This is a genomic window from Aeromonas sp. MdU4 (assembly GCF_041929505.1).
GTDB lineage: Bacteria > Pseudomonadota > Gammaproteobacteria > Enterobacterales > Aeromonadaceae > Aeromonas.
Genome location: NZ_JBHFMW010000021.1, coordinates 101441 through 115888 on the forward strand (window position 1 = coordinate 101441; position 14448 = coordinate 115888).

Consider the following 14448-nt stretch of genomic DNA (forward strand, 5'->3'; position numbering starts at 1 on the left):
CTTGCCCAGCAATCCCTGACCCTTTAATCCTCGTCAAATCGCCACTCGCGACGAGCCGGATCATGCAGGCAGGTCTCACCATTGATCATCTGCAAAGGGATGTGGCGACACGGCGCATGAGCTTCGATAGCCTGTGCCAGCACCGGACTATGGGTGGTCACCCAGAGCTGGGAGTGACGTGACGCTTCACCAATCAGCTGGCCCAGTGCGGGCAGCATATCGGGATGCAGGCTGCTCTCCGGCTCGTTCAGCACCACCAGCGGCGCCGGGCGCGGGCTGAGCAGGGCCACCGTCAGGCAGAGCAGGCGCAAGGTACCATCGGATAACTCGCGAGCCCGCAACGGACGACGCAATCCCTCACGCGTCATCATCATCTCGAGACCAGCTTCGCTGTTCCCCACATGGAAGCTGGCATCGGGGAAGGCTCGGGCGAGAATATCGTGCAGCAATCGGGCATCGCCAATCTCGATGATGGTGGCAAAGGCAGCAGCCAGATCCCGCCCGTCATGACTCAGCACCGGAGTGCGGATCGCCGACTGTGGGCTGCGCAAGGGCGAGCCGGGAGCAATATCGAAGTGGTGATAAAATCGCCACTGGTTAAGCTGGTGGCGCAATCTGGCGAGCTCGGGATAGCGCTCCGGCTCGGCCAGATGGCCGAACACCGACTCATGGGGCAGCATGCCGGGGGCATAGTCCACCTTGTCGCCGTCGATGCCAAGCACCTTGACCGCATGATTACGCCGCATCAGCAGCCGGTTGGCGGAGGAGCGGCGCTCACCCAGCCACGCCTCCTCCTGCTTGATCTCGGGATCAAAAGCGAAATAGGGGCTGACCGGCGGTGGAGGCAAACCTATCTGCAGCTCATAACCGAACAGCTCAGCCTGCATGCCGAGGATAATGCGCTTGGGCGCATCGGCCCGATCGCCGGGACGCAGGCCTCCTGCCCACATAGTCTGGTTGATGCCCCCTTCGGCGCAGATGGCTCGCGCCAGCTCTCCGCTGGCGGCACTCGCCAACAGATGGATGGCATTGTAGAGGTTGCTCTTGCCGCAGCCGTTTGCTCCCTGCACCAGATTGATCCTGCCAAGGGGCATGGATAGCTTGCGCACCGACCGATAGCCCCGGATCCAGATCTCGCTCAACATGGGGATGACTCCTTGCACCTGATATACACCTGAAGGCGAGCCAACCCCGCCGGGCCACAAGGCTACTGCGATCCGCACTGGAAAGCAGCCCCCTCAGTCACATCAAAAAAACCCATGTGAGCCCCTTTAATTTAAAGTTCATATGAAAAGAGGCACCCTGAGGTGCCTCTTGCAAACTGCCCTGCTAAAACGACGGGGATCAAGGTGAGAGCGGTTCGCGGTGATACTCGGCGCAGCCGCACTCGGGGCAGCTATCAAGCTGCTCGGGATGCAGCACGGTATGGCGCCAGCCGCACTGGTCGCACACCATAACCCCCAGCCCCACCCAGTCGCCGGCCTCGTAAACGCCCTTGTGCTCCAGCTCGTCGGCCAGCTCGCGCCACTCTACCTGAGCGCGGTCGGTCACATCCGCCAGCCAGGACCAGGCGGTATCTTTGAGCGCCAGCATAAAAGCCGACTCTTCAATCTGTTCGTTATCATCATGGCGTCCCTCGTCGTAGTTGCCCAGATCCCGCTTCACATACTCGGCAATCAGGGCCAGCTCATCCTGAGTCAGATCACTGGCGGCCTCCAGATAGGCCTGCACCTTGGCGATCATCCGGTTGAGGCGCTCCCCCTGGAACTCTTCAGTCGCTTGCCACTGTTTTTGCAGCTCGGCAATGAAGGCTTCGTACCCTTTTTGACGTTTGTCCATGGCTGTAACTCCTCTACTAAACCCTGATCTGGCCCGGCTTAAGGCCCAAGGGACGCTGGCGGTTGTTGCCGCCGCAGGATATGGGTATTCTATTGCGATTTCCCAGCTGATTTATCTATTCATTTCACAGATCCGGATGTCACCAATGCAAGAGCAATACGTTCCCCAATCAATCGAACCAGCAGTGCAAAAGCACTGGGATGCCAAGAAAACCTTCAAGGCCGTGGAGAAAGTAGATAAAGAGAAGTTCTACTGCCTCTCCATGTTCCCCTATCCGTCTGGTCGACTACACATGGGGCACGTTCGTAACTACACCATAGGTGATGTGATCTCCCGTTATCAACGCCTCAATGGCAAGAACGTGCTGCAACCCATCGGTTGGGACGCATTCGGTCTGCCAGCGGAGAACGCCGCGGTCAAAAACAACACGGCGCCAGCCCCGTGGACCTACGAAAACATCGAATACATGAAGAACCAGCTGAAAATGCTGGGTCTGGGTTATGACTGGGATCGCGAGCTGGCCACCTGCAAGCCCGATTATTATCGTTGGGAGCAGTGGTTCTTCACCAAGCTCTACGAGAAGGGTCTGGTCTACAAGAAGACCTCCTCAGTCAACTGGTGCCCGAACGACATGACCGTGCTGGCCAACGAGCAGGTTGTCGACAACTGCTGCTGGCGCTGTGACACCCCGGTGGAGCAGAAAGAGATCCCCCAGTGGTTCATCAAGATCACCGATTACGCCGAAGAGCTGTTGAATGACATCGACAATCTGGAAGGCTGGCCGGAGATGGTCAAGACCATGCAGCGCAACTGGATTGGCCGCTCCGAAGGGGTCAACATCAGCTTTGCCATCGACGGTCAGGAAGATCATCTGGAGGTCTACACCACTCGTCCGGACACCTTCATGGGCGTCACCTATGTCGGCATCGCCGCTGGCCACCCGCTGGCGCTGCAAGCCGCCGAAAACAATCCGGAACTTGCCGCATTTCTTGAGGAGTGCAAGAACACCAAGGTAGCCGAAGCGGAACTGGCCACCATGGAGAAGAAGGGCATGGCCACCGGCCTCTACGCCATTCACCCGCTGAATGGCAGCAAGGTACCGGTCTGGGTCGCCAACTTCGTGCTGATGAACTATGGCACCGGCGCTGTAATGGCCGTACCGGGTCACGACCTGCGCGACCATGAGTTTGCCACCAAATATGGCCTTGATATCAAAGCCGTGATCAAGCCGATCGAAGGTGAAGTACCGAACGTCGTCGACGCGGCCTATATCGAGAAAGGCGTGTTGTGCAACTCCGGCGAGTTCGATGGTCTCGACTTCCAGGGCGCTTTTGATGCCATCGCCAACAAGGTGGAAGCGCTCGGCAAGGGCAAGCGCACCGTCAACTTCCGTCTGCGCGACTGGGGTGTCTCCCGTCAGCGCTACTGGGGTGCCCCCATCCCGATGCTGACCCTGGCTGACGGCACCGTGGTGCCGACTCCGGAAGATCAACTGCCGGTACTGCTGCCGGAAGACGTGGTAATGGATGGCATCCAGAGCCCGATCAAAGCTGATGCCGAGTGGGCCAAGACCACTTACAACGGTCAGGAAGCATTCCGCGAGACCGATACCTTCGACACCTTCATGGAGTCCTCCTGGTACTACGCCCGTTACTGCTCCCCGGACTACGACAAGGGCATGCTGGATCCGGCTGCTGCCAACCACTGGCTGCCGGTGGATCAGTACATCGGCGGCATCGAGCACGCCTGTATGCACCTGCTCTACGCCCGCTTCTTCCACAAGCTGCTGCGTGACGCCGGTCTGGTCAACAGTGACGAGCCGTTCAAGCGCCTGCTCTGCCAGGGCATGGTGCTGGCCGACGCCTTCTACTACAAAGACGAGAAGGGCGGCAACGTCTGGGTCAGCCCGACCGACGTCAAGGTTGAGCGTGACGAGAAGGGTCGCATCACCAAGGCCATCGACAATGAAGGTCGCGAAGTGATCCACTCCGGCATGACCAAGATGTCCAAGTCCAAGAACAACGGCATCGACCCGCAGCTGATGGTCGAGCGTTACGGCGCCGATACCGTCCGTCTGTTCATGATGTTCGCCTCCCCGGCCGAGATGACCCTGGAGTGGTCCGACTCCGGTGTAGAGGGCGCTCAGCGTTTCCTGCGTCGCCTGTGGCGCACCACCTTCGAGCACGTCTCAGGTGGCGCCGTTGCCACGCTGGATGTGGCGATTCTCACCAACGAGCAGAAAGCGGTACGCCGTGAACTGCACAAAACCATCGCCAAGGTGAGCGATGACGTGGGTCGCCGTCAGACCTTCAACACCGCTATCGCCGCCATCATGGAGCTGATGAACAATCTCTCCAAACTGGGCAGCGACGAGCAAGACCGCGCCCTGATGCAGGAAGCGCTGGAAGCCGTGGTAGTCATGCTCTACCCCATCACCCCGCACATCGGCTTCGAGCTGTGGAAAATGCTGGGCAAGGGCGACGACGTGGACCACGCAGCATGGCCGGTGGCTGATGAAGCGGCCATGGTCGAGACCGAGAAACTGGTGGTGGTACAGATCAACGGCAAGATGCGCGGCAAGCTGACCGTACCGGCCGAGATCAGCCAGGCTGATGTCGAGAAGCTGGCGATGGCCGATGCCTCGGTACAGAAGTTCACCGACGGTCTGACCGTGCGCAAAGTGATCTATGTACCAGGCAAGCTGCTCAACATTGTCGCTAACTGATCGGTTGCCAACTGATTGGTTACCAACTGATCATTGCCAATCTGTGACAGCAAACGGATGATAACGGCGGGCCCTGCGCCCGCCGCTCTTCCCTTAATGCAAAGAGGATCTTCTATGGGCACCATCTTCACCCGCTTGATGGCCATCGTGCTGGCAGGTCTGCTGCTGCAAGGCTGCGGCTTTCATATGCGCGGCTCAGGCATTCCGAGCGAGCTGATGACCATGAGAGTCGTGGGCGACAACAAGAGCGACTTCTACCGGATGGTCACCACCCGCCTCAAGGCCTCGGGGGTCACCCTGGCTGACAAGGAGGGGATTCCGGTACTGGCGCTCGGTGGCGTAGGCATCACCAGCCAGGTCGCCTCGGTCAACGCCCAGGGTGTTGATACCGAGTATGTGCTGGGCTTTGGTACCCAGTTCACCATCTCGGTGCCGGGCAAGCCGACTCAGGTTTTCCCCATCAACTTCAACCGTAGCTTCCTCAACAAGCCGGATGCTGCGCTCGCCTCCTCTCGTGAGCAGGAGCAGCTCAACCGCGAGATGCAAGAGCAGGCGGCCAACCAGGTGATCCGGCAGTTGAGTCAGGTCAGCTTCTGATGCGGATCGACTCTGAGCTATTTGGTGACAAATCGCAGTTCAAGCAGCCAAAGCAGGCAGCTACTCTTGTGCGCCTTCATTTCAGTCAGGCAAGCTTCTGATGCGAATTTATCCTGAACAATTTGGTGACCACCTCAAAGCAGGGCTTCGGCCCTGCTATCTCGTTTTTGGCGACGAGCCCCTGTTGCGACTGGAGGCCATCGACGCCATCCGTCAGGTCGCCCGCAAGCAGGGTTTCGATGAACGCCACACCTTCGTGGTGGAGCAGGGACTGGACTGGAATCAGGTCTACGACGCCTGTCAGGCGATGAGCCTCTTCTCCGCCCGCCAAATCATTGAACTGGAACTGCCCGCCAAGGTGGACAAGGAGCTGGCCGTCCGTATCAGCGAAATCGGCAAGCAGCTCCATCCCGACTTGCTGCTGGTACTGAGCGGCGGTCGTCTCAACCAGACCCAGATGAAAGCAGCCTGGTTCGACAAGCTCTACCAGATCGGCACCTATGTGCCGGTCAACCATCCGGAGCCCAAGTTCTTCCCGCGCTGGATGAGTGCCCGTTTTACGCGTTTCGGCCTCAAGGCGCTGCCCGATGCCATCAACTTCATGTGCCACTCCTATGAGGGCAACCTGCTGGCCGCCAGTCAGGAGATCGAGAAACTGACCCTGCTCTCGCCGCCCCAACCCATCAGCGTCACCTATCTGCAGGAGACCATCATCCGCCATGCCCACTTCACCCCGTTTCAGCTGGTCGATACCCTGCTGGAAGGGAAGGTGAACCGGGCTCAGCGTATTCTGGCCGCCCTGCGGGCCGAAGGCACCGAGCCGGGGATGCTGGCCTGGACCCTCTGCCGCGAGCTGGAACAGCTGACCGAACTGTCGCTGGCGATGCGCAACGGCCAGCCGCTGGGGGAACACTTCAGCCGTCTGCGCATCTGGCAAAGCCGCCAGCAGCTCATTCAGCAGGCGCTGACCCGGCTTCCCTTCGCCAAGTTGCAGCAACTGTGGCAACTGATGGCCCAGCTGGACGATGCCCAGCGCCGCTTCGATACCGAGCAGGCCTGGCTGATGCTGCAGACCATAGCCCTTGGCTTTCGTGACGGCACGCCGTTGCCGCTGGCGATGGAGAGCACGCCATGCTGAACCCGCTAAAGGCGCCTATTGGCCTGCTGGGGGGCACGTTCGATCCCATCCATATCGGTCACCTGCGCCCCGCCATCGAGGCGCGGGATGCCATTGGACTGGCCGAGGTGCGGCTGATCCCGAACCATATTCCACCCCATCGCGCCAATCCGTTCTGCTCCAGCGAACAGCGGCTCGCCATGGTCAGACTGGCGGCGGCGGAGAACCGCCACTTCGTGGTGGATGAACGGGAGTTGCAGCGGGATGCCCCCTCCTGGACCATCGATACCCTCAGCGAATTGCGCCATGAGCTGCCCGACACACCGCTCTGTTTTCTGATGGGCATGGATTCACTACAGAGCCTGCCGAGCTGGCACCGCTGGCAAGAGCTGCTCGATTATGCCCATCTGGTGGTGAGTGTGCGACCGGGCTGGCACCCGGATTATCCAACCGAGGTGGCACAGCTGCTGGCTCGCCATCAGACCAGCGATGTCAGCGCGCTGCACCAACGACTGGCCGGTCATATCTGGCTAGCGGACAACCAGCCCATCGAGCTGTCTGCCACCCGGCTGCGGGGGCTGCTGGACGCGGGGCAAGACACCCGCTACCTCTTGCCCGAGTCGGTTGCGCACTATATTGATCAACAGGGGCTCTACCGAGCCAGTCGCCGCTAGTCCCTGTCGTAATCCCGCCCCGCCCGATGGGAAACGGGAGTGACCATGATATAATCCGCCGCCCTGACGCAAGTAGCTGCGCGACGGAACAGAGGAGAGACTCATTGCAAGGCCAAGAACTGCATGCCTTTATCGTCGACAAGATCGATGACATGAAAGGCCGCGATATCATCACCCTCGATGTACGCGGCAAATCCAGCATTACCGATACCATGATCGTCTGTTCCGGCAACTCCAGTCGTCACGTCAGCGCCATTGCCCACCACCTGGCCAGCGAGGCCCGCCATGCGGGGCTCGATCTGCTGAGTGTGGAAGGGCAACTGAGCGGTGAATGGGTGCTGGTAGATATGGGCTCGGTGATCGTGCACGTGATGCAGGATGAACATCGTGACTTCTACCAACTGGAAAAGCTGTGGAGCGGTGCCGCTCAAGTGAATACGCAATAAGAGCACAAGTGTAACGACCATGAAGATCCAGTTGATTGCGGTGGGCACCAAGATGCCCGCCTGGGTAGAGCATGGCTTCGAAGAGTATCGTCGCCGCTTCCCGAAAGACATGCCATTTGAACTCGTCGAGATCGGCGCCGGTAAACGAGGCAAAAATGCCGATATTCCCCGCATCCTGCAGAAGGAAGGGGAAGCCATGTTGGCGGCTGCGGGACGCTCGCGCATCGTCACCCTCGATATTCCTGGCAAGCCCTGGACCACGGAGCAGCTGGCCACCCAGCTGGAAGCGTGGAAACTCGATGGCCGCGATGTGGCCCTGCTGGTGGGCGGGCCGGAAGGTTTGTCACCCGAGTGCAAGGCCGCTGCCGAGCAGAGCTGGTCCCTGTCACCACTGACCCTGCCCCATCCGCTGGTGCGGGTGCTGGTGGCAGAGAGCCTCTATCGCGCCTGGAGCATTACTACCAATCATCCATATCACAGGGAGTGAGCCAGATGTGGCTCACCCTGCCCGACATACATGCGAATCACAGAGAGTGAACAATGCCGTTCCTGCTGTTATTGCCCCCAATGGTCTTGAGGTAAAGGCATGCTGAAACAACGCATCGAAATGCGCGATCACAGTGCCGAGGGCAATCTGTTCTTCCGGCGCACCCTGGTAGCCTACATCGGTATCGTGGTACTGATGCTGGTGCTGCTGGGCAATCTCTACTATCTGCAGGTCGAGTCCTACGACACCTATCAGACTCGCTCCAACTCCAACCGCATTCGCGTAGTGCCGGTCGCACCGCCCCGTGGCCTCATCTATGACGCCAACGGCGTGCTGCTGGCAGAAAACCGCCCGGTCTACAGTCTGGAAATCGTGCCGGAAGAGACCACCGATCTCGAAAAAACCGCCGACGAGCTGGTCGCTCTGCTGAATCTGCCTGAAGGCACCAAAGAGAAGTTTCTGGCCGAAGTGAAGCGCCAGCGCCGCTTCAAGCCGGTCGCACTCTACGAGAAGCTGACCGAGTATCAGGTTGCTCTTTTTTCGGTCAACCAGCACAACTATCCGGGTGCCAGCATTGAGGCCTACCTCAAGCGCTACTACCCGTTTGGTGACACCCTCACCCACGCTCTCGGCTATGTGGCCAAGATCAACACTCGTGATGTGGAGCGCCTCGATAAAGAGGAGAAGCTCGCCAACTATGCCGCCACCAAGGATATCGGCAAGCAGGGGGTGGAGAAGTATTACGAAGATCAACTGCACGGAGTGGCGGGCTATCAGGAGGTCGAGGTCAACAACCGTGGCCGGGTAGTGCGCACCCTGAAATTCCAGCCCCCCATCCCGGGCCAGGATATTTACCTCAACATCGACATCCGGATGCAGCTCAAGGCCCAGCAACTGCTGGCGGGTCAACGAGGTGCCATCGTGATGATGAACCCGAAAACCGGGGCCATCATCGCCATGGAGTCGAGCCCGAGCTACGACCCCAACCTGTTCGTGACCGGTATTTCCGGTACCAACTACTCGGCGCTGCTCAACGATCCGGCACGGCCGCTGGTGAACCGCACCACTCAGGGGATCTACGCCCCCGCCTCCACTGTCAAACCCATGATGGCGGTAATGGGGCTCAACGAGGGTGCCATCACCCCCAACTACCGCTACTTCGGCGGCCCCAGCTTCTCCATTCCCGGCACCACCAAGAAATTCCGTGACTGGCGCCGCTGGGGTCATGGCTGGCTCGACGTCTACCGCGCCATCGAGGTGTCGGCGGATACCTATTTCTACGATCTCGCCTATCGGGTCGGCATCGACAAGATCCACAGCTACATGACCAAGTTCGGCTTCGGTCAGTACACTGGCGTCGATCTGTACGAAGAGACCAAAGGCGTCATGCCATCGCGCGACTGGAAGATGGCCCGCTGGCGCCAACCCTGGTATCAGGGTGACACCATCTCCATCGGCATCGGCCAAGGCTACTGGAGCGCCACCCCGCTCCAGCTGGCCAAGGCGATCAGCATCCTGACCCAGAACGGCCACGACGTCACCCCGCACCTGCTCAAGAGCACCGCCTCGCAGGCGGGTGTGGTCGATGCCCCGGTCAACCCCAACATAGCACTCAAGCTCAAGAGTGACAGCTTCTGGAAGGTGGCGCAGGAGGGGATGTGGCGAGTCAACCATGGCAGTGAAGGCAGCGGTCGCCTGTCGTTTGCCAAGGCACCCTACTCCTCGGGCGGCAAGTCGGGTACCGCACAGGTAGTCAGCCTCAAGGAGAACCAGGTCTATAACATCAAAACCGTCAAGGCGGAGCATCGCGACAACGCGCTATTCGTTGCCTATGCCCCCTTCGAAGCCCCCAAGGCGGTGGTCGCCCTGGTGCTGGAGAACTCCATTGGCGGTGGCGGTGGCCGTGCCGCATCCCCCATCGCACGCCAGATGATGGACGCCTATCTGCTGCCCCCTGATCCGCAACTGCCACCGGCACCGGAAAAGCCGTCCCAACCGAGTGAGGTCGCTCCCAATGAGTAATTCTGCCCGCCAGCAGAGCATCTGGTACAAGCTCCATATCGACCTGCCCCTGCTGCTGGGGTTGCTGGCCGTCATCGCCCTCTCCATGGTGGTGCTCTACTCCGCTTCCGGTCAGGATATCGACTCCATCGTGCGCCAGCTGGTACGCGGTGGCCTCGCCTTCGCCCTGATGATCGGCCTGGCCCAGCTGCCGCCCTCCCTCTACGCCCGCTGGTCGGTGCCGCTGTTTGTCGTGGTGGTACTGATGCTGATTGCGGTGGACGTGTTTGGCCACATCGGCAAGGGGGCCCAGCGCTGGCTCGATCTCGGCTTTATGAAGTTCCAGCCCTCCGAGGTGATGAAGCTCTCCATGCCGATCATGGTGGCCGCCTGGCTCAGTCGCCACTCGCTGCCGCCCAAGTTCAGCCACGTGGTGATAGCGCTCATCATGGTGCTGCTGCCCACCCTGCTGATCGCCGCCCAGCCTGACCTTGGCACCTCCATTCTGGTGGCTGCCTCCGGCTTCTTCGTGATCTTTCTGGCGGGGCTCAGCTGGTGGCTGATCGGCTTGGCGGTACTGCTGTTGCTGGCCTTTATGCCGGTGCTCTGGTTCTTCCTGATGCACGACTATCAGCGCCAGCGGGTGCTGATGCTGCTCGACCCGGAGAAAGACCCGCTCGGCCGCGGTTACCACATCATCCAGTCCAAGATTGCCATCGGCTCCGGCGGCGTATTTGGCAAGGGGTGGCTACAAGGGACCCAGTCCCAACTGGAGTTCCTGCCGGAACGCCACACCGACTTTATCTTCGCGGTATTCAGCGAGGAGTTCGGTCTGGTGGGGGTGGCACTGCTGCTGGTGCTCTATCTCTATGTCATCAGCCGCTGCCTGTTTATCTCGATGCAGGCCCAGAACAGCTTTGAACGGCTGCTCGGTGGCGCCATTACCCTCACCTTCTTCGTCTATGTGTTCGTCAACATGGGCATGGTGAGCGGCATCCTGCCAGTTGTAGGGGTTCCCCTGCCGCTGGTGAGTTATGGCGGCACCTCCATGGTGACCCTGATGGCAGGCTTTGGCATACTGATGTCCATCCAGACTCATAGAAGACTGCTTGCCTGATGCGTCTGGCCGGATTGTTGCTCTCGCTCGTTGCCATCGCGGCACAAGCGGCCGTCGAGCCTCCGGGGCTCGCCCGGCTCGCCGAGCAGCAACAGGTACCGCTGGCGGAGTTGCAGGCGGCAGTGGCCAGCGCCCGGCTACGGCAGGAGGTGCTCGACACCATCAGCAAACCGTGGGAGGCCAAGCCCTGGCACCGCTACCGGCCGCTGTTCGTCACCCCGGATCGCATCCGAGATGGCATCCAGTTCTGGCAGCAACATGCCGCCACGCTGGCGCGGGCCGAGCAGACCTACCGGGTTCCGGCCTCGCTTATCGTGGCCATCATCGGCATCGAGACCTTCTATGGTCGCCAGATGGGCCGTCATCCGGTGCTGGACAGCCTCTACACCCTGGGCTTCCACTACCCAGAGCGCAGCGACTTCTTTGCCAAGGAGTTTGCCCAGCTGGTGTTGCTGGCCAAAGAGGAGGGTTGGAGCCTCGATCGCCTCAAGGGCTCCTACGCCGGTGCCATGGGAATGGGGCAGTTCATGCCCTCCAGCTATCGCCACTACGCCGTCGATTTTGACGGCGATGGCAAACGGGATCTCTTTGCCAATCCGGCCGATGCTATCGGCAGCGTGGCCAACTATTTTGCCAGCCACCAGTGGCACTGGGACGAAGCGGTAGTAGAACCCGCCCAGATCGGGCTGATGGCCGTCGATCCCCTGCTCAGGCGAGAGCCCGAGCTGACACAACAGTGGTCAGAACTGGCGGCGGCAGGGATTGAGCTCGCCACGCCGCTGGCCCCGCAGACGCCGGTCAAGTTACTGGCATTTGATCAAGCCGATGGACCGGAATACTGGGTCGCACGGCATAACTTTTATGTGATCACCCGCTACAATCGCAGCCCACTCTACGCGATGGCGGTGTATCAACTTAGCCAAGCCATTCAGGAAGCGTATGCATCTTCGTCACAAACTCCTCCCGCTCAGCCTGAGCTTGTTGCTGGCCGCCTGTAGCAGCCAGCCGGAACAGTCCGCCCCCGTCGAACCACAGGCACCGGTCAGCAAGCCACCCGTTATCGAGATCCCGCAAGCCACCGGCGCCATTCCGCGTCCCGAGCCCCTGAGTGCCAGCGGCAACCGGGACTACTGGATTGGCAAGCAGAAGAACGAGGTGTGGCGCGATATCAAGCACTACAGCGAAGAGGGTACAGCCAGCTGGCTGTCGCCGGATCTGGATGGCCAGAAGACCGCCAATGGCGATGTGCTGGACAGCAAGCTGTTCAGCGCCGCCCACCGTAACCTGCCCATCCCGAGCTATGTCCGGGTCACCAATCTAGACAACGGGCTGGAGACGATCGTGCGGGTCAACGACCGCGGCCCGTTCAATAGCCCCAATCTGATCGATCTCTCCTACGCGGCCGCCAAGCAGCTGGAGATGGTCGATAGCGGCGCAGCACGGGTACGGTTGGAGCTGATCAATGACACCCCGGATCAGATGGTGATCATGGAGCCGATGAAGCCCATCGAGATGACCCCGACTACGCCAGCCGCCGCTGCGCCGGTCGCTCAAGACGGCTTCGTCGGCCAACCCACCGAGCGAGCCATGGCCGCACCGACTGCCAAAGCAGCCCCCGTCAAGGCCCCTGCCGCCAAGCCGGCCAAAGCGCCAGCCACCAAACCTGCTCCGGCCAAGGCGGCCGCACCAGCCAGCGGCGGTGATGGCAAGATGATCCAGGTGCTGGCCAGCGGCTCCCGGGAGCGGGCCGAGGCGATGGGCAAGGTGATGACCCAGCGTTACGGCGTCCCCTATCGGATCGATAGCCATGGCGCCCTGTTCCGGGTGCTGATTGGCCCTGTTGCGGCCGACCAGCAAGCCGCAACACTGGAAAAAGTACGTCAGGGCGGGCTCGAACAGGCCTTTATCGTCCCCTGATCACCACCCCTTTGCCGCGCGTGTGACTAACCGCTTACTTACTGCTATCACGTCGTTTTATGGCGTGATGGCAGGGAGTGATGGATAAAAAACCAGTCATGATCGCCACGTCAGGCTATGACCTGCGGACGCATCTGGTATAGTTAGGCCCGCATTTTATCCCCATCTGGCTCGCAGGAATTTCAAGATGTCCAAATTTGCCCGTTCAGTTCTTCTGGCCTCACTGGTCAGCGTTACCGCCCAGGCCAATACGCCGGTCCCGGCACCGACCCCGAACGCCATGCCCGTGGTGGTACCCGCCGCGCCGGAGATCTCCGCCAAGGCTCATATCCTGATCGACTACTACTCCGGTCAGGTGCTGGCCGAACAGAACGCCGAAGAGCGCCTGCCGCCCGCGAGCCTGACCAAGATGATGACCTCCTACATCATCGGCCAGGAGCTGCTGAAGGGGAATATCAAGCGCACCGACATGGTGACCATCAGTCAGAACGCCTGGTCCAAGAACTACTCCGACTCCTCCAAGATGTTTATCGAGGTGGGCAAGCAGGTCTCTGTCGATGACCTGAACAAAGGCATCATCATCCAGTCCGGCAACGATGCCTGCGTCGCCATGGCCGAATTCCTGGCGGGCAGCACCGACTCCTTCGCCAGCCTGATGAACAGCTGGGCCGCCAAGCTCGGCATGAACGACAGCCACTTCATGAACCCGCACGGTCTGGATGCGGAAGGTCACTACAGTACCGCCCATGACATGGCCCGTCTGGGTCAGGCGCTGATCCGCGACCTGCCGGAGGAGTACAAGATCTACTCCCAGAAGTCTTTCGTCTTCAACGGCATCACCCAGCACAACCGTAACCGCCTGCTGTGGGATCAATCCCTGCAAGTTGACGGCATCAAGACCGGCCACGTCAGCCAGGTCGGCTACAACCTGGTCTCTTCCGCCACCAACAACGAAGGCATGCGCCTGATCGCCGTGGTACTGGGTGCCAGCAGCGAAGGTTCCCGCGCGGCCGAGAGCAAAAAACTGCTCACCTACGGCTTCCGCTTCTTCCAGAGCCTGACTCCGTACAAGGCTGGCACCGAGCTGGTCACCCAGAAGATCTGGATGGGCGACAAGTCTGAAGTGAAACTGGGTGTCGACAAAGATGTCTCCGTGCTGGTCACCCGTGGTCAGGGCAACAACCTGAAAGCGGACTTCCAGCTCGACAGCGAGCTGAAAGCACCGCTGGCCAAGGGTCAACGGGTCGGTACCGTGTTCCTGAAGCAGGGCGACAAAGAGATCAAGCAAGTGCCGCTGGTTGCGCTGGAAGAGGTGCAGGAAGGTGGCCTGATCAGCCGTCTGTGGGACTACCTGGTACTGCTGGTCTCCAGCTGGTTCAAGTAATCCGGACGCACAATCCTCACCATACAGCGGCGCCAACAGGCGCCGCTGCTGTCTATACCGGGTAAAGGCAGTGAATAACCCTGCAAACTGCAGGTTCCGCCTTACCCTGATTTGTGGTAAAAAGCAGCACTTCCATCCTGGTCT

General features: G+C 60.3%; 13 protein-coding genes. 11 read left to right on the forward strand and 2 right to left on the reverse strand.

Going from position 1 to position 14448, the window contains the following annotated elements:
• Positions 1 to 23: 23 nt before the first annotated feature.
• Both ACE1BR_RS11385 and ACE1BR_RS11390 read right to left on the reverse strand, forming a co-directional pair.
• A complete protein-coding gene (locus tag ACE1BR_RS11385) occupies positions 24 to 1145 on the reverse strand; it encodes an AAA family ATPase (protein ID WP_374870325.1) in 1122 nt (373 codons plus the stop codon).
• A gap of 199 nt (positions 1146 to 1344) precedes the next feature.
• Complete coding sequence (locus tag ACE1BR_RS11390; RefSeq protein ID WP_374870327.1) at positions 1345 to 1839, reverse strand: zinc ribbon-containing protein; 495 nt, start codon at positions 1837 to 1839, stop codon at positions 1345 to 1347.
• Positions 1840 to 1984: 145 nt separating this feature from the next.
• Between ACE1BR_RS11390 and leuS the strand changes: the two genes are divergently transcribed.
• The 11 genes from leuS (at position 1985) to ACE1BR_RS11445 (ending at position 14304) form a co-directional block, all read left to right on the forward strand.
• Positions 1985 to 4564 (forward strand): leucine--tRNA ligase, encoded by a 2580-nt coding sequence (leuS, locus tag ACE1BR_RS11395; protein ID WP_374870329.1) that lies wholly within the window; start codon positions 1985 to 1987, stop codon positions 4562 to 4564.
• Positions 4565 to 4678: 114 nt separating this feature from the next.
• Positions 4679 to 5161, forward strand: coding sequence for an LPS assembly lipoprotein LptE (lptE, locus tag ACE1BR_RS11400; RefSeq protein ID WP_374870331.1), 483 nt, complete (start codon positions 4679 to 4681; stop codon positions 5159 to 5161).
• Positions 5162 to 5261: 100 nt separating this feature from the next.
• Positions 5262 to 6299: a DNA polymerase III subunit delta gene (gene holA / locus ACE1BR_RS11405; RefSeq protein WP_374870334.1), complete on the forward strand. Its 1038-nt coding sequence runs from the start codon at positions 5262 to 5264 to the stop codon at positions 6297 to 6299.
• Positions 6293 to 6952, forward strand: a complete 660-nt coding sequence (nadD, locus tag ACE1BR_RS11410) for a nicotinate-nucleotide adenylyltransferase (protein ID WP_374870336.1) — start codon at positions 6293 to 6295, stop codon at positions 6950 to 6952. Before holA ends, nadD begins: the two co-directional genes overlap by 7 nt.
• Before the next feature lie 104 nt (positions 6953 to 7056).
• Complete coding sequence (rsfS, locus tag ACE1BR_RS11415; protein ID WP_374870338.1) at positions 7057 to 7398, forward strand: ribosome silencing factor; 342 nt, start codon at positions 7057 to 7059, stop codon at positions 7396 to 7398.
• Positions 7399 to 7417: 19 nt separating this feature from the next.
• A complete protein-coding gene (gene rlmH, locus ACE1BR_RS11420) occupies positions 7418 to 7885 on the forward strand; it encodes a 23S rRNA (pseudouridine(1915)-N(3))-methyltransferase RlmH (protein ID WP_005335166.1) in 468 nt (155 codons plus the stop codon).
• A 99-nt stretch (positions 7886 to 7984) separates the two neighbouring features.
• Entirely contained in the window at positions 7985 to 9907 is a 1923-nt protein-coding gene (gene mrdA, locus ACE1BR_RS11425) for a penicillin-binding protein 2 (RefSeq protein ID WP_374870340.1), read from the forward strand.
• Positions 9900 to 11003, forward strand: a complete 1104-nt coding sequence (gene rodA / locus ACE1BR_RS11430; protein ID WP_374870342.1) for a rod shape-determining protein RodA — start codon at positions 9900 to 9902, stop codon at positions 11001 to 11003. Before mrdA ends, rodA begins: the two co-directional genes overlap by 8 nt.
• Positions 11003 to 12001: a lytic murein transglycosylase B gene (gene mltB, locus ACE1BR_RS11435; RefSeq protein ID WP_374870344.1), complete on the forward strand. Its 999-nt coding sequence runs from the start codon at positions 11003 to 11005 to the stop codon at positions 11999 to 12001. Before rodA ends, mltB begins: the two co-directional genes overlap by 1 nt.
• On the forward strand, positions 11943 to 12920 hold the full coding sequence (locus ACE1BR_RS11440; protein WP_374870346.1) for a septal ring lytic transglycosylase RlpA family protein: 978 nt from the start codon (positions 11943 to 11945) through the stop codon (positions 12918 to 12920). Before mltB ends, ACE1BR_RS11440 begins: the two co-directional genes overlap by 59 nt.
• A gap of 187 nt (positions 12921 to 13107) precedes the next feature.
• The gene (locus ACE1BR_RS11445) at positions 13108 to 14304 is read left to right on the forward strand and encodes a serine hydrolase (protein ID WP_374870348.1); all 1197 of its coding nucleotides are present in this window, start codon (positions 13108 to 13110) and stop codon (positions 14302 to 14304) included.
• Positions 14305 to 14448: the final 144 nt, after the last annotated feature.